Source organism: Lysinibacillus sp. COL-1, from assembly GCF_059814265.1.
The window spans coordinates 574,888-596,045 of sequence record NZ_JCAWSJ010000004.1 but is presented as its reverse complement, the minus strand read 5'-3'; the positions used below and the strand labels follow the sequence as shown (position 1 = coordinate 596,045).

Sequence of the window (21,158 nt, the reverse complement as noted above, 5' to 3'; positions counted from 1 at the left end):
AATGTGTTATGCTCCCTAGTTAGCATGAGTATTTCAAGATGCATACACACTCTCAGTTATGAAGTAAGAAGCTGATGTAGATATGTTAGTACCATTCTTGCTCACAAAAATAGAGAGATAACTGCAAATAGCTATTTACATGTAACCACTGAACATGAAAGAAGTCCCCTCAAAAAATTCAGTGATTATCTAGAAAATTGAACTTTCGGGGGCAAAAAAGGGCAATCTAATGATTGTCCCTTACAAAGCCCTTATATACCATCGTTTCTGTATAATTACCCAATGATTACGCGTTCCTTTGGATAATGGAAGCTTGATTTTTTCCCTCTACCCCCACCACCAAGTGTGTAAAGGAAGGAAATTAACCCTACTCGACCGATAAACATTAAAATAATGATAATGATTTTACCAATGACAGATAAGTCCTCGGTGATTCCTAACGACATACCACAAGTACCGAACGCTGAAGTGATTTCAAAAATGATCTGAATCAGTGATGCTTGTGGCTCTGTGATGAGTAAGATAAGTGTAGCAATTAACACCATAAAAAATGCTAATAAAATAACAACGAATGAGCGAAAGACATCTATTAAATGAATTTCTCGCCCAAATACTTGAATATCTTCTCTTCCCCTAGCAAAAGTAATTAAGAATAAAATAGCTAAGGCAAAAGTAGTTGTGCGAATCCCTCCACCAACTGAGCTTGGCGAAGAACCGATGAACATAAGGAAACTCATAAATATATCTGTTGCTTCACTAAATGTCGTAACATCGTATGTTGTCAATCCAGCCGATCTTGTTGATACTGAATGGAACATCGCCGAAAATAGCGCCTCGTGCCAGGACATTTCCTTGAAGGAATGGAAAGATTCAAGAAGTAAAATGACAAGTGCACCTACAACAAATAAAATAGCGTATGTGGATGTAGTAATTTTAGTAAATAAACTAAAACGAAAATTCTCACGTCGATTGAGCAAGAACGTTTTTAATTCGATTAATACTGGGAAGCCGATAGCACCTAACACGATCAGTACCATTGTAACCATTTGTACAAAGTAATCATCATGAAATGGCAGTAAGCTCATTCCAGTTATATCGAAACCACCATTTGTTGTAGCAGAGATGGAAGCAAATATCCCATGTAAAAAGGCTTCTTCTAATGTATCAAAATAATTGGTGAAATGTAGCGTTAAAATAATCGTACCCGCAACTTCAATGCCAAATAAAATCTTTATGATTTCACGAATTAGTTTCACAACACCGGACAAATTATACTGGTTATGGTCAATCATAATTAATTGACGCTCACGCATCCCAATTTTTTTCCCTACTAGCAGCCACACAAAGGTACCAAGTGACATAATACCAATGGCCCCTAACTGTAAAATAACAAGAATCATCACAAGCCCAAAGGTTGTATAGGTTTCCGAAATAGTAATCGTTGTTAAGCCCGTGACACTAACTGCACTTACTGCTGTAAACAAGCTGTCTAAAAAGGAAATTCTTACGCCCTCTTGATGAACGCCTGGAAGTCGTAATAACAGGAAGGAAATCGCTATAGCTATAAAGTAATAAGAAACAAGTACCTGAAATGGTGTGACAAGTCTATTTGATGATTTTTTCCAAGGCACTTTAACAACTCCTCCCACATATGATGCCCAACTAGATAGATAATAGTATAGAAAAGATACATAAAAAAAGAAAGAGAAATAGTAACAACTATTCCTCCCATTTAGATACTAATTATTTTTTTTATGACGAACTCCCACTAGGTAGCCCACAAATGCAATGCCTAGTAAGACTATCCAGAATGTTAATTCCCAGGCAGTTGAATGAGGAAACTCTACAGGTAATATCCCTACTTTTTCATGAGCTAATGTTAAGATAACGAGCTTCACACCGACCCAACCAACGATAAGAAATGCTGCCGTTTCAAGTGAAGGATAATCGTTCAATACTTTAACAAACCATTGTGCTGCAAAACGCATCATAATGACACCGATAAATCCACCAAGAAGCATGACAATAAATTGTCCTCCATTGATGCCACCAATATCAAAATTTCCTAAGTGAGGCAAAGTTACAGCGATCGCAACGGCTGCCAGCATCGAATCAATAGCAAATGCAATATCTGCTGCTTCAACCTTAAGAACCGTTAACCAGAATCCAGAACCCTTTTTCTCTGCTCTTTCAGCTGTTTCCTCTTCATCATCTTTATGTTTACGCAAATCATATATATTTTTCGCAGACATAAACAATAGGTAGGCCGCACCGACTGCTTGGATTTGCCAATAGTTTACCAATACTGTAATAACAAATAAGGCGGAAAATCTGAAAATCAGTGCTCCAAATAGTCCATAAAATAACGCCTTTTTTTGCTGTTCCTGTGGTAAATGCTTGACCATCACAGCCATCACTACCGCATTATCAGCTGCAAGTAATCCTTCTAATACAACAAGGACAATTAACACCCAGCCGTATTGTAATATAATTGCTTCCATTCTAGTGCCTCCTCTAAGCTCTATCCCTAAAACGACCATTTTATCTAAAGTACAAAAGAAAAAAGCCTCTGCCCTAATTCAGGCAAAGGTCTCGCTAAGTAAATTCGTACCTATTTCTTTTATGGTACATCAATCTACACGTCATTACGTATAGAGCCATTCACTATCACACCCGATGGTCATAACCATGTCTTGACGAATGTGAAACCAGGACATATCATTCCTGTTAGCTACTCCCCTTTGACAAATTGTCGAAGGTATCTTCTTTCCATCATTATAGCACTATCATTTACAACTGACAAAAATATCTATATTGTTTTTACTTAATCTGAATTTGATAGCTCTTCTCTTCCTTATGTGCTAAATAAAAGGCAATCATTTTTGGCATCGTCTGTATAAAATCAGGGCATGTAATACCACCTTTTTGTAAAATTTGCTGTGCTTCAGCTGTGTCAAATGTGGCATTCCATGTTAAGTAATCCAGCGTTTCTTGTTCAACTCCAAGTTTTTTTCGAATAAAAGGAACTTGTAACGATAGCTTTGCTAATATAAATGGGAAACGTCCCTTTGGATAGACATTCGTTATTAATTTCACCATAGTACGGTATACTTCCTGTACAGGGTGAGGATTGGGATCTGTTAAATGAAGTGTCTTGCCTTCTGCACCTTGTTCATTCACTACAAAAACTGAGGCATTTAAAATATAATCAACGGGCACGACATTAATCGTTGATGTCGATCGGCCGATGTATGGAATAAAGGGTAAACCCTTTATTCGTTCTACTAAATTTAAAAAGAAGTAAGGTCCATCAAATTTAATGGTTTCACCTGTCATTGAATGCCCTCGCACTATCCCAGGTCTAATAATCGTAAGTGGTATTTCTGATTTTAAATCTTCAACTCGAAGCTCGGCCTCATATTTTGTTTCCTCATAGTAGTTTTTAAATGCTGGAGGCCGAATGAGTTCATTTTCACGCAGTATCCCTTCACGTGTGCCTGCCACATAGGCTGTACTAAAATACATATAGCGTTTTAAATTCGGTAAGGTGCGCACAAAATCATTGACCATTGTTGTACCATGGACATTCACTTTCCATGCAAGATCACGTGGTACCGCTAAATCATAAATAGCGGCTAAATGCCAAAGCACTTCTATTTTTGGTACAATTCCACTGATTATTTGATCGTCTAAACCCAGATTTGGCAGCGTAATATCGCCTTCTACAATATGAATTGAACAGTCAGGGAAAGCTTCTATTATTTTGCTTTTTTCCTGCTCTGCCTTAATGGTTTCACCTGCCAACACAATCGCAATAACTTGTTGTGTCTGTCTCTTTTGGAATAATGTCCGAATGAGTTGACTTGAAATGAAACCAGGAAATCCAGTAAAAAAATGAACGTTCATCTCCTATTCCCCCTTGAAATCTAGCGCATCTTTCTTGTTTCTTTATCCACTAAACTATAGATAATCGGTACAATATACAATGTTAGCAATGTCGAGGTTACAAGGCCTCCAATAACCGCAATCCCCATCGGTTGGTTCATCTCTGTTCCTTCACCAATACCAAGCGCTAGTGGAAACAGTCCTAAAATAGTCGTTAATGCCGTCATTAAAATCGGTCGAAGACGATCTTGGCTAGCCAGTAAAATAGCTTCATAAGCAGACATGCCCTTCGCCTTTAGCTGGTTAATATAATCGACAAGCACAATGCCATTGTTCACGACAATCCCTACAAGCACTAAAATACCGATAACAGACGTCACACCGATTAAAGTATGTGTTGCGAACATAGCAATCGCCACACCGATGATCATTAATGGGACTGTAAACATGATGACAAACGGATATTTAAATGACTCAAATTGCGCAGCCATTACAATATAAACTAGTACGATTGCTAGCATAACTGCTAATAGCATATCGTCAATTGCACTATCATAAAGCTCTCGATCCCCACTAAAAACAATTTGAGTAGCAGGCGGTAAATGAACTTGGGTCAATGCTTTATCTACTTTTGCCGAAATGCCGCCCAATGATTCCTTTGTTTCATAATCTACAAAAAAGGCTACTGCTGCTGCCTGATCAGAACGACGAATGGACACGGGTCCCTCTTGTATAGAGACAGTAGCAACATCCTCTAATTTCACAAACAATCCTGCTGGAGAACGAAGCTGCATGGCTTTTAGCGCATCTATACTCGTATTAAATACCTGTCCAAAACCCGTATAAACGGGTAATACAGCGCCGTCCTCAGTAAGTAGTTGAGACGTTAATTGTCCTTTTGTCATTTGGTTCACGGTTTGAGCAATTTGTGCTGGGATAAAACCGTAGTCTTTTGCTTTTTCTCGATCAACCTCAATTTGAATCTCTGGCACAGTCTGGTCTAGATCCGTTGAAACCTTTGTTACTTCTTGAATCGCTTGTAGCTCTTGCTGCACTTTTTTAACAGTGTGCTGTAGCCTTTGTTCATCTGAGTCTGTTAATCGGAACGTTAATGTATGTGGTGACGAACCCGTTGCTGTTGATACATTAAATGTAATATCAGCTTGCTCTCCAAGCTCTCCCTTTATATCTTGCTCCAGCTCTTCCACAAATTCAAAAATGGAACGTTGCCTTTCTGCTAATGGTACTAGTTTGACATACATTTCAGCTTGATTGGCGCTCGTTTGTCCACGCGCTTGCGATTGTTGCGTACCCCCAATTAAGCTAACATAAACATCCACATCTTTTTCCTGCTTCAAGCGCTCCTCAATATGCTTCACTACCTTTTCTGTTTCCGATACAGCGACACCTTTTTCAAGATTGACACTTATAGATGTGAATCCTTCATCGGTAGGTGGTAAAAATTCTGTACCAATTCTAGTCAGCCCAAATAAGGATAAACCAAAGCACATCACCGTGAAAATTAGAATTAGCAGTCGATGCCGTAATACCCATACAATAGAGGATTTATAATGGTTGTAAAATTTAGAGCTACTGCGCTGCTCATAAAAATTGGTATTTTTCATTTTTAAAAGACGACTTGCTAGCATTGGGACGACAGTAAGCGCAACTACTAGAGAAGCGATTAGGCTGAACGAAATCGTTAGGGCGAATTCTGTAAATATTTGTCCAATCAATCCTTCGATAAACATAACAGGAATGAATACGGCTATAGTAGTTAACGTGGAAGCCGTAATAGCAAGTGCAACCTCCTTAGTTCCTTCCTGCGCTGCAGTAATAGGATCCTTTTCTAGCCCTAAATGTCTTTCGATATTTTCAATAACAACAATGGCATTATCCACTAGCATACCGATACCCAGTGCAAGAGCACCTAATGTCATGATGTTAAGGGTAAAATCAGCAAAAAACATCAACACAAATGTCACAATAACCGAATAAGGAATAGCAATACCAATAATGATTGGACTCTTTACACTACGTAAAAAAACAAATAGGATGAACATCGCAAATAATCCACCTAAAATTAAAGAAGAGCCAATGTTATGAATAGCTAAATCTACATAATTACCTTGATCGACAAGAATGTCTGCCGTTATCCCCTTATATTGCTCTTTCTTAAGTAGTTCATCTAATGTTTGCTGAAACGCTTTGGAAACTTCTGCTGTATTCGCGCCAGATTCCTGTAAAACGGACATAAGGACTGCTGGATGCTCATTGGCACGAGTTGTCGTAATAGATTGTTGCTCTGTCCTCTCTACGGTTGCAAGATCGCTCACAGTTAGCGCTTCACCTGTTAACGGGTTCACTGAAACGATCAAACTTGCAATACTTTCAGGTGACGATAATGTACTTACAATACGTGTTGTTAACAGCTTACCATCATCTGTTGAAACAGGTTCACCAGGGAGAGATACATTATTCGCTTGGATAATTTGTATAATGTCTGCTTGTGTTAAGCCTTTTTCCACTAGCTTTGCTTCGTCTAATATTATTTGAACTTCCTCGATCAACTTGCCAGAAACATTTACACTTGCAACACCCTCTGTCCGTCGCAGTTCTTTTTCTAAGTCCTCTGCTAATAAACGTACATCTACATCATTATTTTCTGCACGTAATGATAGTTGAATAATGGGAAATTGAGACGGATCAAACTTTAAAAAACTAGGCTTGCCCGCATCATTTGGCAGCGGTGTCATATCAATTCGCTGTAAAATATCGAGTTGGATATCTTCCATATTCGTGGACCAATTAAACTCAAGCATAATTAAATTAGAGCCTTCTTGTGAGGTTGACTGTAGTTTTTTTATGCCAGGCAAGGTGGCAAGTGTAGCCTCTAATGGTTTCGTTATCTTCTCATTCACCTCTGTTGGACTTGCCCCAGGATAAGAAGTGACAACAACACCTATGGGGGGATTTAACTCTGGAATTAACGTAATCGGTATTTTTAATAAGGAAACACCGCCTAACAGGATGACAAAAAGCATCGTAACAATTGTAAAGACGGGTCTTTTAATGGAAAAATGACTAATATTCATATAAACAAACTCCTTTTTCTACCTCTTCCTTTCTAGGATAGCCGATTTATAAATGAGCTAAGCCCCCTTCAATTAGTTCGTCGTGCAATATATTTCCTAATACTGTCTATATTCTACAAACAGTGTCAATTTTCCTTGCAAAAAAACACGAATCGCAAAATTGTCGATTCGTGTTTGGTAATTATAGAAGGCTATAAAGTTTAATGTTTTCGTTTTTATCAGCAAACCAGCGCATGGCAAACTCATTTTCAAATAGGAAAACAAGATTATCAAAGCGGTCTTTCACTAGCATAGATCGACCAGAAGACATGGACTCTTTAACATCCTCTTCGTTTTCAATCCAACGTGCAATTTTAGAACCGATTGGCTCCATTCTTACTTCCACATTGTATTCATTTTTCATACGATGCTCAAACACTTCAAATTGTAATTGACCAACTGCACCAAGAATGACTTCCTCTGTATGCAGCGTTTTATAATATTGAATAGCACCCTCTTGTACCAATTGTAAAATCCCTTTATGGAATTGCTTTGATTTCATTACGTTTTTCGCTGTTACACGTACGAATAGCTCTGGTGTAAACTGCGGTAATTTTTCAAATTGGAATGTTTTCTTGCCACCTACAACAGTGTCCCCAATTTGGTAAGTTCCTGTATCATATAACCCAATAATATCTCCCGCAACCGCTTCATCTACGGTCTCACGATCATCTGCAAGGAATTGTGTAGATTGAGTCACTTTAAATGACTTACCTGTACGAGCTAATGTCATATTCATTCCGCGCTCAAATTTACCAGAAACAATGCGTACAAAGGCAATGCGGTCACGGTGGGCAGGATTCATATTGGCTTGAATTTTGAAAATGAAACCTGAAAACTCATCATGTTCAACAGGATCAATAAATTGCTCATCTTCGGTAATTCTAGGCTGAGGTGTCGGTGCAAATTGTAAATAGGTTTCAAGGAACGTTTGCACACCAAAGTTTGTTAATGCTGAACCAAAAAATACAGGTGTTAATTCTCCACGACGAATTTTTTCCTCAGAATAGGCATTTCCAGCTTCATCTAGCAGTAAAACATCATCCATTGCTTGTGAATAATAAGAAGTAACTTTCATTGGATGCTCCACAGCAAGCTCTCCATTGTCGTCAATTGGTAAGAATCGTTCAGCTTCATCTGTGCGGAATTGCTCAATACGTTTATTATAACGATCGTAAATACCAAGGAACTCTTTCCCCATACCGATTGGCCAGTTCATAGGATAAGCGTTTATGCCAAGTACTTCTTCAAGCTCTTCTATTAACTCAAGTGGCTCTTTCCCTTGACGATCCAATTTGTTGATAAATGTAAAAATAGGGATACCACGCATTTTACAAACTTTAAATAGCTTTAATGTTTGGGCCTCGATCCCTTTGGCAGCATCCACTACCATGACAGCACTATCCACAGCCATTAATGTACGATATGTGTCCTCAGAGAAATCTTGGTGACCAGGGGTATCCAAAATATTCACACGAGAACCATTATAATCAAATTGCATTACGGATGAAGTAACCGAAATCCCACGTTGCTTTTCAATTTCCATCCAGTCAGACGTTGCATACTTACCTGTTTTTTTCCCTTTTACTGTCCCTGCGTCACGAATGGCACCACCAAATAGTAAAAGCTTTTCTGTAATCGTCGTTTTCCCAGCATCAGGGTGACTGATAATGGCAAAAGTACGACGTGATAGTATATCTTTTTCTAAATTTGAATTCATCTCGTCATTCTCCTTTTTTCATACTTAATAATAATAAAAGAAGACTTGCCTTTCGTACAACCTTTTTACATGAAATCTCAAAAAAGAAAACCCTTTAGTTCAACTAAAAGGGTTTCCTAACATTTAATCTTTCATTAAACAAATTTTAATCGGCCAGCTTCTATTGCAATTTCTGCATCACTATGTGGAAATTTTGTATCTTCAATAATTTGATAATCCTCATGACCTTTACCAGCAAAAATAATCATATCACCTGGTTCGGCAACCTCAATGGCATGACGTACTGCCTCTGCCCGATCCCCGATACAAGCATAATGGTCATGAAGCATCCCTTTGGCAAGATCGCCCGTAATGCTATCATAGTCCTCATAGCGTGGATCATCTGTCGTCAAAATGACATATTCTGCAGCAGACGCTTTTTCAGCCATCGCAGGACGTTTCGATTTATCACGATTGCCACCTGTTCCAACTAAGAAAATCAGCTTACCCTTTTTATAAGGCTGTGCCGCTTCAATCGCTTTTTCAATTGCATCTGGTGTATGGGCATAATCAATAAAAATTTGTACAGGTAAATCTGAACAAACTTTCTCCATACGACCTTTAACTGGCGGTAGTTGCTCTATTTGCTCAATAATGGACTCCATAGAATACCCACGACCGTAAAATGCAATCATAGCTGCCAACACATTGTAAATATTAAATTCACCAAGCAAATTCATTTTTACACGATAAATCCCTTCTGGCATTTCCACATCAAACAAAGTCATATAGTCGTGATATTCACAGTTAATGGCACGGAAATCGGCCTTTTCATTTTTTAAACCATATGTCCACACTGGAAATGGTGTCATTGCGGCATAGCGCTCTGACCATGCATCATCAGCATTTAAGACAACAAATTTGCTCTTTTCTAAATCTTGTCCAAGTTGGGAAAATAATAAGCCTTTTGCATGGCCATATTCCTCCATCGTACCATGGAAATCAAGATGATCATGTGTTAGATTTGTGAAAATAGCGATATCATAATCAACACCTGCTAAACGTCCAAGTGCTAAGCCATGTGATGAAACTTCCATCGTCATTAAACGACAACCTTCCATTTTTGCTCGGAAAATCATTTGTTGTGTCGATAAAGCATCACTCGTTGTATTGGCAGATTCATATAAAATACCATTTAAATTAAAACCGATTGTGCCGGATAAAGCGGATTTTTCGCCCATACCATGCATGATATTTTGAATAATTCCTGTTACGGATGTTTTACCATTCGTTCCAGTTACTCCAATCATCGTTATATCCTTAGAAGGATAATCAAAAAACTTTGCGGCTAATAAGCCTACCGCACGATCTGTATCTCTGACAATCACTTGTGCAATTGTCTCTCCTAACGGTAATTGACGTTCTGTTACAACGATTGTTGCGCCACCATCCACTGCCTTTTGCGCATAATCATGCCCATCCACTGTGTAACCTTTGATACAAACAAACATGCTATTTGGTTGCACACTTCTTGAGTCAATTACAATATCACTAACTTGATCTGGCAACACGCCAATTATTTTTTTCAAAGGTAATGCGCTTAACAATTCCTCTGCATACATTTCATAGTCCTCCAATCAATCTCTACACTCATATCATCATTTTTGATTACTCGACAAAAAACGACAAGATGAATACCCCCACGTTCTATTGAACTTATTTTACTACTTATTTCATGATAAATAAAATGCCTCAGATGTGTTTTTTCAACGAAAACGCTTTCATTTAAAGAAATAATTATGTTTTCTTCGAAATTTTCATTTATAATCACAAATCGACGATTTTCGACATAATTAGGAAGATTTTTTGAGGACAAAGAGGTTATTTTTCAAGGGAGACATCCTAAGATATCTCCCTTCTAATTTCTATTTCATAATGGACCGCACAATTTTCACTTTTTGTTTATATGGTGGGAACAATACATTTGTCTCAAGCTTAGAGGACTTCTTTAAAATGGATTTAGGATGTGTAAAGTTTTCAAAGCTTGCTTTGCCATGGTACGCTTTCACACCAGATGGTCCAACACCACCAAATGGTAAATGTAAATTTCCAACATGGGTGATGGTATCGTTTATACATCCACCACCGAAGGGTAATTCCTCCAAAAAGTATTGTATGGCCTTTTCATGTTCTGAGAAGAAATATGCCGCCAAAGGCTTTGGTAATTGACGAATTTGATGAATCGCCAGTGGTAACTCATTATACATCATAACAGGTAAAATAGGACCAAAGAGTTCTTCCTGCATAGATGGGCTTGTCCATTTTACATACTCGATGATTGTTGGCTCAACATATAAATCATCACGATCAATTCGGCCGCCAAATGTAATGGCATCTCGTTCTTCCTTGATAATTTGTTGTAAACGATCGAATTGTCTCAAATTCACAATACGTCCGTAATCAGGGCTTTTTAAAGGATTTTTGCCATAAAACGATCGGATCGTTTCTTTTAAGATTTTCATAAAACGGTCATAAACATCTTTATGAACAAGTAAATAATCGGGGGCCACACATGTTTGCCCAGTATTTGTAAATTTACCCCATACAATCCGCTTTGCTGCTACTTCTAAGTTTGCAGTTTGATCGACAATCGCTGGACTTTTTCCACCAAGCTCTAAAGCAATTGGTGTCAAACGTTCTGCTGCTGCCTTTGCTATCACTTTTCCAACAGCTACACTGCCTGTAAAGAAAATGTAATCAAAGGACGCATGAATAAGAGCTGTTACTTCTTCTTTTTCACCTTCTACCACACGTACATAGGAGGAATGAAACGTTTCTTCAATTATTTTTTTCACAATAGCTGCTGTATGGACAGACGCTTCTGACGGCTTGACAATTGCTGTGTTCCCTCCAACAATGGCACCAATTAATGGTTCCATAACTAGTTGAAATGGATAATTAAACGGTCCAATAATTAATGTGACACCATAGGGTTCACGAACAATGAAGCTTTTGCCCATTTGATATTGTATCGGTGTTTTAACTGCTTCTGGCTCCATCCATTCTTCTACATGCTTTACCATATATGAAATACTATCTAAAACAATGCCAATTTCAGTTGCATATGCTTCAAATTCACTTTTACGAAGATCTAAATACAGCGCATTCAAGATGTCTTTTTCGTATTTTAAAATGGAAGCTTTTAATTTTTTTAATTGTTCTTTTCGAAACTTTACACTTTTTGTTGCACGAGAAAAATAAAATTGACGCTGCTCTGTAATCATATTTTCCACATCTTGTGACGTAAAATTCATCAATAAAGCACCCCTTTTTTTAAAATGCCATACATAGTTTTTTCATTTTGAAACAAACTATCATTGTCTATACGATACAACATCGAAGGGCAAAAATCCTCTTTCTGCATCGGGGGTGAAATGGCTTTATGTGAAAATGAAATGTTTTAGTTTTTTTATCTCGGGAAATATACAACTACATATTAAAACTGAAATGGGGGCGTAGATGAATGACAACAACAACTGGGACATGGTGGGAGTCCATATTTTCTGGACCATTATCACACGGAATTTGTGAAGAAAAATTATTGCTATTGCAAGATGAAGCTTTTTTATATCTCTCTACAATACCTATGGAGAATGAAGAAAATGTTGAAATCAATTAAAGAAAGCGCATTATAGGATGCCCCTATAATGCGCTTTTACCACGTTAATTAACGATTAACACTTTCTGTAATTGTTCTAACACCGCTTCCAATCTGCTGCTAGCCTCTTCTTCAATCGCAAAGCCACCTTCCTCAAGGCGAATAATTTGTTTATCCACAATATAAACAGAATGGGTAATTGATGTTGCTCCAAGCACAGCTAAAACTGGCTTTAATGCATATTCTAATGCCAATAAATGACCGATTGAACCTCCTACAGCAATAGGAAGTACGATCTTCCCAAGCAAGGCTTTTTGAGGCAGTAAATCCAAGTAGGTCTTCAAAATACCTGTATAGGAAGCTTTATAAATAGGGGTTAGTATGACAATAAAATCAGCTTCCTCAACATGCGCATTTTCTGCTTGGATTTCCTTACTGGCAAAATTGGCAGTGAGTAAATCGGTAGCTGGTAGTTCATGTACATAATTGGAATGTACCTCTATTCCTCGCGCAATAAAATGATTTTCCACCTTTTCATGAATGGCTGTAACTCTAGAATTTTTCGAATTGCTCCCATTCAAAATAACTGCTTTTGTCATTTTTCCCACTCCTTTTAATCATTGTCATTAAAAAAGGCTTCTATTTTACAATCAGGCGGATTACCGTTTTGTAAAATAGAAGCCTCTAGTTGCCTAGTCAACTCTAATACCAAGTATTCTTATAAAATTAATCTAACATAAATTCTCTGAATGTCAATAGCTTTTTTATGATTGGTGAATTGCTTTTCCAAAAACAGCCTTTGCGGCATCTCCAATATGCTCCGACACCGTTGGATGTGGGAAGATCATCTGCGCAAGTGATTGGGCTGTACCACCTGCATTTTTTGTTGCCAATATAGCATTAAGCATTTCTGTGGCACCATCGGCTACAACACATGCACCTAAAATTTGACCACTTTCCTCTGCTGTAATTAACTTCACAAAGCCTTCTGTATTCCCCTCCATTAATGCCTTAGGATTTGTCTGTAGTGGCATTTTGGTTACGGTGTAAGGTATTGTGACCTGCTCCTCTAATAAACCAAATGTAGCAATTTCCGGATGTGTATAAACGCAACGAGGAATTGAAGTTTGGTCAATTGATGTTGGCTGTTTGCCCACAATATAATCGACAACGTAAATGCCTTCAGCACTGGCAGAATGCGCTAGCTGATAACCATCTACTAAGTCACCTATGGCATAAACATGTGGCTGACTTGTCTGTAAATGTTCATCCACTGCAATTAATCGACCATCTAAAGTTAAGCCTAATTGCTGAGCGATTTCTGTATTGGGACGACGACCAGTTGCAAATAAGAGATTTTCATATGTATAAGCACCTTTAGATGTATGGATGCTATTGCCTTCAAACTTTTCAAACTTGAAATCTGTCACAAGCTCGATATTAAGTTTTTTCATTTTTTCTCGAATCAGCGGTCTTGCTTCAGCCTCTTCCGTTTGTAATATGTCCTCACTATGATTCAGTAACGTTACCTTTGTACCAAGTGGCGCTAAACTAAAGGCCATTTCAACTGCAATTACCCCACCCCCAATAATGGTTAATTGAGCTGGTAACTCGTCTATATCAAAAAATGTATCCGTTGTAAAATAGGTCGAAGTTGCTAAACCCTCAAATGGGGGGACAAATGGTTTACTGCCTGTCGCTAAAATAATATCTGTAGCCATTATCGTCTCATTCCCAATTGTAATCGTTAAATCCTTTGCGACAGAGGCCTCACCACGATATAAAGTAATCTGATTGCTGACAATATAGTGCTCAATATTGTTTAACAGCTCTTGAATAATTGTATCTTTTCGCTGCATCAATCGAGGAAAATGAATTTCCACTTGAGGCACTGCAATTCCCCAGCTCGTCCCTCGTTTAATTTCCTGTACAAGCTTACTATGCTCTAATAAAATTTTTGAAGGAATGCAGCCAACATTATAACAGGCTCCCCCTAGCTTATCCCGTTCGATGAGAGCAACCTTTTTGCCATGTTTCGCTGCATGTATGGCAGCCACATAACCACCTGGTCCCGCTCCAATGATAGCAATATCAAATTTTTCCATAATTTTCACCTCATGTATCACCATATCATTCGCAAAATTTGAATGCAATGACAGACAGAGGAAAAGCCTCTCATTCAATGAAAGGCCTTTTGACATGCACAATATTTACTTACCTTTTGCGAGTATTTCACTTCTCGTTCCGCGAGTATTTCTCTTCGTTCCGTGAGTTTTCACTCCGTTCCGCGAGTATTTCACTTCTCGTTCCGTGAGTATTTCTCTTCGTTCCGCGAGTATTTCTTTCCGTTCCGCGAGTATTTCTCTTCGTTCCGCGAGTATTTCTCTCCGTTCCGCGAGTATTTCTCTCCGTTCCGCGAGTATTTCTCTTCGTTCCGCGAGTATTTCTCTCCGTTCCGCGAGTATTTCTCTTCGTTCCGCGAGTATTTCTCTCCGTTCCGCGAGTATTTCTCTCCGTTCCGCGAGTATTTCTCTTCGTTCCGCGAGTATTTCTCTTCGTTCCGCGAGTATTTCTCTTCGTTCTGAAAGTATTCACTACTCACCGATCTATTTAATAGATATTTCGTTGCCAAAATCGTTGCTGGGCAATGGCTGCTACGAACTTTTTAGCGAAATCCTTGTTACCTGTTGCTAACACAATGCCAGGGCCTACGTTTGCATTGGACATATTGAAGAAAGTTGTGCCAGTAGCAGCAAATCCGATCGGCTTAAAGTGACGATATGCTTCATTGATATAATTGACGATATAAGTATTGAATTTCGCCTGATTGCTTGCCTTTACCCCAACAACATATAACGAGTCGAATAATACAGCATCAGTTGTGATAAATGTGTCAGTAGCCGTTAATTGAACCCCATTATTCCCTGTCACAACACCTAGTCGATCGGAGATAATGCTGTAGCGTACACCTTGCCTTGTTAAATATTTCAATACTTCACCGACCTCATTTGCATCAAAGCCATCGCCAATTAAGACTCCGACCTTAAGTGTATAAGGCAATTTAATGGTATTGGCTTGACTAAGTGCTGGTGAGGAGGCTGTGACCTTGGACTGCTCTCCTGTAGGGCGATTAACGCCAACATTGTCTGCCACTGTTGTAGCCATTGCTTTATCTACATGGACAAACATATCCACAACTTGCTGCCGAACTGATTTACTCTTCACTTTTCCTACCTCGAAGCTAAATGCCTCTATAATATGTTGTTTTTCAGGCGGGGACATACTGTTCCAAAAGAGTCGTGCTTGTGAAAAATGATCATCAAAGGATTTACTGCGCGCTCTTGTGATGCGTCCCTCAACCTTTTCCTCATAATGAACATATCCCCCTTCCCTTGCAGTAGAAGTGGCGGGTGTATTATTAGCCAGCGAATTTTTATGATAACTCACTCTTCCTAAATTAATGGTCTGTCGACTAAAGCCATTCCGCTGATTGTTATGCACTGGGCAAATCGGTCGATTAATGGGGATTTCTGCAAAGTTTGGTCCACCTAGACGGATTAACTGTGTGTCTAAGTATGAAAATAATCGTCCCTGTAACAGAGGATCATTCGTAAAGTCTATGCCTGGTACAACGCTACCTGGGTGGAAGGCAACTTGCTCTGTTTCAGCAAAAACATTATCCACATTACGATTTAAGGTCATTTTGCCAATCTTCTTCACTGGTACTATTTCCTCTGGCCAAAGCTTTGTCGCATCTAAAATATCAAAATCAAATTTAAATTCATCTTCAGGTTCAAGAATTTGGACAGCTAACTCAAACTCTGGATAATCGCCAATTTCGATGGCTTCCCATAAATCCCGTCGCTGAAAATCGGGGTCCTTCCCAGCAATTATCTGGGCTTCATCCCAAACAAGAGAATGTACACCGAGTACAGGCTTCCAATGGAATTTGACAAATCTCGATCTTCCCTTGTCATTGACGAAGCGGAATGTATGCACGCCGAAACCTTCCATCATACGAAAGCTTCGCGGAATGGCACGGTCAGACATCACCCACATCACCATATGCGCAATTTCCTGATTATTGGCTACAAAATCCCAAAAGGTATCGTGTGCAGAGGCTGCTTGTGGCATATCATTGTGTGGCTCAGGCTTTACGGCATGAATTAAATCGGGAAACTTAATGGCATCCTGAATAAAAAAGACAGGAATATTATTACCGACTAAATCATAATTTCCTTCATCCGTATAAAATTTCGTTGCAAATCCGCGTACATCACGAGCTGTGTCCATCGATCCTAAGCTCCCTACCACTGTTGAAAACCTGACAAACACAGGTGTTTTCTTTTTCGGATCCTGCAAAAATTTCGCCTTCGTATACTCTGCCATGGATTCATACAATTCAAACTCGCCATGTGCTGCAAAACCTCTGGCATGTACGACGCGCTCTGGAATACGTTCATGATCAAAATGGGTAATTTTTTCTCTAAGATGAAAATCCTCCATAATTGTTGGCCCACGAACGCCTGCCTTAAGCGAATCCTCATCATTGGACACCCTTAGCCCCTGATTGGTTGTCATTCTCGTGCCTTCATTCTCGACACGGAATGGCTCTAGTTGCTGATCCTTGGCATTCTCCTCTAGATTTTTGCGTTGATTCGACTTTGAGTTATCCACACAATCCCCTTTCATCTATTTACTACTTTCGCTCCATATACACTATATGTTTTGGAAAAATAAACATGCTTTCATTTCGACAATGCATTGTGTAAAAATAAAAAAGCAGGTCTCTATTTGGAAATAGAAAACCTACTCACGCTTAAAATATGTATCGTATCATTTCATGTATGTTACAGTAAGGGTTGTCGCGGCTCTCCGTCTTTCGAAGAGCCATCATGTCTGTACAATTTTTAATCGCTACCTCATGTCGTAATGCGATGGGGGCAATAATGGATTCATCTGCCTTGTGACGGAAATAACGACTTACGCCAAGATGCTGTTCCATCTTGTCATTCAAAACAGCACGAGGATATTTTTCTGAACTGTCGACTTCCTCAAAATGCAGGAGTAGCCACAATTCAAATGCTTCATTGGTATAGGCAATGCGAATATTTTTTTCCTCGCAAAATTGATTGACTTCCTCTAATTGCTTTTCGGTTAAGTCATCCTTATCAAAAACAATCCAAACCTCATCAAAATATTGATAGCTGGAATCTCGATAAGCATGTTGAGCAAGCTTAATAGCTGAACGTTTAACGTTTTTTATTTTGACACTAACCATTTTAGAGCGCTTTAATATACGCATTTGTTCAAAATAAATACGTTCTGTCTCACCTTCACAATAAATTAAAATCGTTTTACGCAGTGTTCGGCTCCCTTGTTGACGTACTCTCAAGGCTCAGATACCTCCGCTTCTTCTAAATATTGTTCAGATAAATACTCATTGATAACAGGCATTGCACCAAACTCACCTTTTATATAGCGTTTCGCATAAGAAAGATCTCCACGTTTCTTTTGTAAATCTGCAAAATCAAATAAAGAGTAAAGCTCTGATTCATTTTTAAAGCTTTTATTAACAAACCAAATTTGATCTAAACGCAATGGCTGATCTAGCAATTCTATTTCATGACTTGTCACGATAAATTGATTATTTCGATTGCGTTTGCTGTTCATAATGGCCATTAAAAACTCACAAATCGACACATGGAATGCCGTATCGAATTCGTCTATAAAAATCGTTTTTCCTTTATTATAAGCATCCACCATCACGCATGCTAAATGTAGCATTCGTACTGTGCCTTTCGAATCCATTGTCCAATTAATCGTTTCCGTTCCTATCGGTGCACCAGCTTCATCAAATGATAAGTAATGTAGGTCAATATCTACTTCTTGAATCACCTCAGACGATTCATACTCATAACCAATTGTATTTTTCTCTCGACGTTCCACACGTCTGGCCGTGACATCTTGAATGGATAGGTCTGCAATTTTAAGGAGTTTGATCACTTCTTTTTTAAAGGGCTTCTCTTCAAGTTTACGAATTAGAGGATGACTTGATAACCGATTTGCTTCATCAAGAAATAGAATTTTATGTAAAAACCAATCGAATATCTTTAAAGCATCTGAATCATTAAAAACATGCAAGACAGACAAAAAAGCCGTATTGTTACGTGTATATTTTGTCAGCTCCTGTGCACTCGTTTGAGCTGTTTCATATGAATATTGTGTACCATCCCATTGTCTGACAAACAGCTCTTCTTTTTGCAACTTGTTCGTCTTCACAAGACGCTCATAGAGAACTTGAGAAGCATTGTACTGTATTTCATAATCATAAAGAGCACCATCTAAAAAAAGCGATATCATAAACTCTGTTGGTGTGCCCTGCTGTCTTCCTAACTTAAACGGTTGATAGGGTAAACGTAACTGCTTAACATTATTTAAATTTTCAAAATTAAAAAGCAAAGTACGTAATACTTTAATAGCCGTAAAAAGATTGGATTTCCCACTACCATTTGGTCCAAAAATAAATGCACTTTTCACAAGTCGAAGTGAATCAAATTGAATGGTATGAGTATCCTTCCATTTTCGCAGACGGCTGCCCGCTACCATTGAAAATAACGTATCATCTTTATAACTTAAACAATTTTTCACTCTAAAATCTACAAGCATCAATAAGCCTCCGTCCACAACCATTTCTTTAATGAATTATTATACTATAGACATAGAAAAAGACATATTACACGATGTAATATGCCTACATAATTTAAATGCCCTTTAGCCACTATTTTGTTGAATTTCTGCTAGTTTTTCATTTTGTAATGCATGCAATGTACGTTCGATTCCTTCTGCAAAAGAAGTTTTTGGCCTCCAACCAATGGCCTTGGCTAATTTGTCGTTATTTAAAAATGAATGTTCGATATCTCCTTCACGTGCAGGGGCATATTGAATTTCAAGTGGGTGATTTAAATGTTGCAGCAGTAAGATGACTTGGTGAATAGACCAAGCTTCATTTGTGGATACATTATACGTGCCTTGCAAACGGGCAGATACACCAGCGTAAATAGCATCTGCAATATCATCGACATAAATGAAATCTCGTGTTTGTTCACCGTCACCATAAATCGTAAAAGGTTTGCCTGCCATACTGCTTTTTAGCATACTTGGGATCACTGCTGCTTCGCCCTGCATTTGTTGCCTTGGACCAAAAACATTAGCAAATCTGTAGATGAGAATAGGTAAACGATAATCTTTATGCCATTTCTCACAGTAGGTTTCCCCAATGCTCTTATTGAGTCCATACATAGATATCGGTTCACAGACATCTGTTTCTTCTAATGGCGGATAATGACTATCTCCATACACCGATGCTGACGAAGCAAAAACAAAATGCTGTACATTATACTTAGAAGCTAAAAAAAGCATTTGGCTTAGCCCAACGATATTTGTCAAAATATCCTTTACTGGCTCTTGGATGGATTGTTGTACGCTCGTTTGTGCCGCACAATGGATGACTACATCAAAATGTATTTCTTTAAAAAGATGCTCACAAACCTCATCCTCTACATTTAAAAGATAGGATTTATGCTCAAAGTCAACATTTCGTAAATGACCCGTACTTAAATTATCAATAATATAAATTGTTGCACCTTCTTCGAAAAAACGCCTACCTACGGCACTGCCAATAAAACCATAGCCACCTGTCACTAATACATTCATCCTATCGCCCCCAAAAACAATATGATGATTTATATGCAGTAATTACTAAAAATATGCAAGAAACTTATTTGATGGTAATTTCTAACAGAATAGCATTACTAGAATGATTAACTAAAAAACGTCTATATTTTTCTATATAAAAAGCATGCTTGAAAATTACTTCAAGCATGCTCTATCATCTATTTTTAAGCTGGGTTTATTTCTAATTCAACAGTTACTTTAATATCTTTTCCAACAAGAACCCCACCCGTTTCTAACGCTGCGTTCCAAGTTAGGCCAAAGTCTTCACGATTGATTGTTGTTTCAGCTTCAAAACCATATACTTCTTGTCCCCATGGATTTGTACCTTTTCCATTGAATTCTGTATCAAACGTTACGGACTTTGTCACGCCTTTAATTGTTAAATCACCAGTTACTGCATATTCATCTCCTGCTTTTTTAGCAATGTTTGTCGATTTAAATGTAATTGTTGGATATTTTTCAGCATCAAAGAAATCTTCTGCTTTTAAATGATTATCACGATCTTCACTACGTGTATTAATACTCGCTGGATCAATTGTAAAGTTAATGTTAGCAGTTGTTAAGTCTGCAAGGTCTGTCGCTTCAATATCAGCTGAATAGCTATCAAATACGCCTTTAACTTTTGATACCATCATGTGTTTTACTTGAAAGTTTACTGCTGAGTGTCCTAAATCAATGTTCCATTTTGCCATTATAAATTCCTCCAAATAAGTTGATTATATCTCGATTTCGAGATATATTTTAAAATATGAAGCAACTACAGTATTTATGTTACCCAAAACAGAATTGGATAAACATTTGTAGTTACTCGATTGGTTAAACATTATGATTACGAAAAGCAATCAATTACTTTATGTAACTTACTATATATTAATAATAAAGTTACGTCAAGTAATTTTAAAAATAAAAAAGGATATCCAAATTATCGGTACATCCTTTCAGACAGTAGAGATCATTCTGTCTACTGATATAAGCTTTTATGAAGGTTTAAATATGAAGAGGTGACAATGAGATGAAGGCAAGCTCCAACTCGCTGTGAAAAATC

15 protein-coding genes are annotated in these 21,158 nt (G+C 38.1%); 1 reads left to right on the top strand and 14 read right to left on the bottom strand.

What is annotated here, in order from left to right; genetic code table 11:
* Positions 1-275: 275 nt before the first annotated feature.
* From AC6BKE_RS11095 to AC6BKE_RS11065, 7 genes are all read right to left on the bottom strand, one after another.
* On the bottom strand, positions 276-1,631 hold the full coding sequence (locus AC6BKE_RS11095; RefSeq protein WP_036125865.1) for a TrkH family potassium uptake protein: 1,356 nt from the start codon (positions 1,629-1,631) through the stop codon (positions 276-278).
* A gap of 108 nt (positions 1,632-1,739) precedes the next feature.
* Positions 1,740-2,501: a TerC family protein gene (locus tag AC6BKE_RS11090; protein WP_058845180.1), complete on the bottom strand. Its 762-nt coding sequence runs from the start codon at positions 2,499-2,501 to the stop codon at positions 1,740-1,742.
* A 319-nt stretch (positions 2,502-2,820) separates the two neighbouring features.
* Complete coding sequence (locus AC6BKE_RS11085) at positions 2,821-3,906, bottom strand: SDR family oxidoreductase (protein WP_058845181.1); 1,086 nt, start codon at positions 3,904-3,906, stop codon at positions 2,821-2,823.
* Between the two features lie 20 nt (positions 3,907-3,926).
* The gene (locus AC6BKE_RS11080; protein WP_499856833.1) at positions 3,927-6,980 is read right to left on the bottom strand and encodes an efflux RND transporter permease subunit; all 3,054 of its coding nucleotides are present in this window, start codon (positions 6,978-6,980) and stop codon (positions 3,927-3,929) included.
* A gap of 181 nt (positions 6,981-7,161) precedes the next feature.
* On the bottom strand, positions 7,162-8,739 hold the full coding sequence (locus AC6BKE_RS11075) for a peptide chain release factor 3 (RefSeq protein WP_058845183.1): 1,578 nt from the start codon (positions 8,737-8,739) through the stop codon (positions 7,162-7,164).
* 134 nt (positions 8,740-8,873) lie between these two features.
* A complete protein-coding gene (locus AC6BKE_RS11070) occupies positions 8,874-10,340 on the bottom strand; it encodes a UDP-N-acetylmuramoyl-L-alanyl-D-glutamate--2,6-diaminopimelate ligase (protein WP_036125930.1) in 1,467 nt (488 codons plus the stop codon).
* Between the two features lie 303 nt (positions 10,341-10,643).
* Entirely contained in the window at positions 10,644-12,032 is a 1,389-nt protein-coding gene (locus tag AC6BKE_RS11065; protein WP_499856832.1) for an aldehyde dehydrogenase, read from the bottom strand.
* Between the two features lie 209 nt (positions 12,033-12,241).
* On the opposite strand from AC6BKE_RS11065, the gene AC6BKE_RS11060 reads away from it, so the two are divergent.
* Positions 12,242-12,397 carry a hypothetical protein gene (locus AC6BKE_RS11060; protein WP_186436192.1) on the top strand — a complete coding sequence of 52 codons (156 nt, stop codon included), beginning with the start codon at positions 12,242-12,244 and terminating at the stop codon, positions 12,395-12,397.
* A 44-nt stretch (positions 12,398-12,441) separates the two neighbouring features.
* Here AC6BKE_RS11060 and ssuE read toward each other — a convergent pair whose 3' ends face one another.
* The 7 genes from ssuE to AC6BKE_RS11025 form a co-directional block, all read right to left on the bottom strand.
* Positions 12,442-12,975, bottom strand: a complete 534-nt coding sequence (gene ssuE, locus AC6BKE_RS11055; RefSeq protein ID WP_271912449.1) for an NADPH-dependent FMN reductase — start codon at positions 12,973-12,975, stop codon at positions 12,442-12,444.
* 165 nt (positions 12,976-13,140) lie between these two features.
* A complete protein-coding gene (lpdA, locus tag AC6BKE_RS11050; protein WP_499856831.1) occupies positions 13,141-14,481 on the bottom strand; it encodes a dihydrolipoyl dehydrogenase in 1,341 nt (446 codons plus the stop codon).
* A 505-nt stretch (positions 14,482-14,986) separates the two neighbouring features.
* Positions 14,987-17,068: a catalase gene (locus AC6BKE_RS11045; RefSeq protein ID WP_170829776.1), complete on the bottom strand. Its 2,082-nt coding sequence runs from the start codon at positions 17,066-17,068 to the stop codon at positions 14,987-14,989.
* A 127-nt stretch (positions 17,069-17,195) separates the two neighbouring features.
* Positions 17,196-17,771, bottom strand: a complete 576-nt coding sequence (locus AC6BKE_RS11040; RefSeq protein ID WP_036126467.1) for an RloB family protein — start codon at positions 17,769-17,771, stop codon at positions 17,196-17,198.
* Positions 17,768-19,045 carry an AAA family ATPase gene (locus tag AC6BKE_RS11035; RefSeq protein WP_499856830.1) on the bottom strand — a complete coding sequence of 426 codons (1,278 nt, stop codon included), beginning with the start codon at positions 19,043-19,045 and terminating at the stop codon, positions 17,768-17,770. Before AC6BKE_RS11035 ends, AC6BKE_RS11040 begins: the two co-directional genes overlap by 4 nt.
* Positions 19,046-19,150: 105 nt before the next feature.
* Entirely contained in the window at positions 19,151-20,092 is a 942-nt protein-coding gene (locus AC6BKE_RS11030; protein WP_036126473.1) for an NAD-dependent epimerase/dehydratase family protein, read from the bottom strand.
* 185 nt (positions 20,093-20,277) lie between these two features.
* A complete protein-coding gene (locus AC6BKE_RS11025; RefSeq protein WP_036126475.1) occupies positions 20,278-20,805 on the bottom strand; it encodes a YceI family protein in 528 nt (175 codons plus the stop codon).
* Positions 20,806-21,158 lie beyond the last annotated feature (353 nt).

Coding starts and splice junctions, on each gene's coding strand:
- AC6BKE_RS11090 (WP_058845180.1), bottom strand. CDS start 2,501: ATGGAAGCAATTATATTACAATACGGCTGGGTGTTAATTGTCCTTGTT.
- AC6BKE_RS11085 (WP_058845181.1), bottom strand. CDS start 3,906: ATGAACGTTCATTTTTTTACTGGATTTCCTGGTTTCATTTCAAGTCAA.
- AC6BKE_RS11080 (WP_499856833.1), bottom strand. CDS start 6,980: ATGAATATTAGTCATTTTTCCATTAAAAGACCCGTCTTTACAATTGTT.
- AC6BKE_RS11075 (WP_058845183.1), bottom strand. CDS start 8,739: ATGAATTCAAATTTAGAAAAAGATATACTATCACGTCGTACTTTTGCC.
- AC6BKE_RS11070 (WP_036125930.1), bottom strand. CDS start 10,340: ATGTATGCAGAGGAATTGTTAAGCGCATTACCTTTGAAAAAAATAATT.
- AC6BKE_RS11065 (WP_499856832.1), bottom strand. CDS start 12,032: ATGAATTTTACGTCACAAGATGTGGAAAATATGATTACAGAGCAGCGT.
- AC6BKE_RS11060 (WP_186436192.1), top strand. CDS start 12,242: ATGACAACAACAACTGGGACATGGTGGGAGTCCATATTTTCTGGACCA.
- ssuE (WP_271912449.1), bottom strand. CDS start 12,975: ATGACAAAAGCAGTTATTTTGAATGGGAGCAATTCGAAAAATTCTAGA.
- lpdA (WP_499856831.1), bottom strand. CDS start 14,481: ATGGAAAAATTTGATATTGCTATCATTGGAGCGGGACCAGGTGGTTAT.
- AC6BKE_RS11045 (WP_170829776.1), bottom strand. CDS start 17,068: ATGAAAGGGGATTGTGTGGATAACTCAAAGTCGAATCAACGCAAAAAT.
- AC6BKE_RS11035 (WP_499856830.1), bottom strand. CDS start 19,045: ATGCTTGTAGATTTTAGAGTGAAAAATTGTTTAAGTTATAAAGATGAT.
- AC6BKE_RS11030 (WP_036126473.1), bottom strand. CDS start 20,092: ATGAATGTATTAGTGACAGGTGGCTATGGTTTTATTGGCAGTGCCGTA.
- AC6BKE_RS11025 (WP_036126475.1), bottom strand. CDS start 20,805: ATGGCAAAATGGAACATTGATTTAGGACACTCAGCAGTAAACTTTCAA.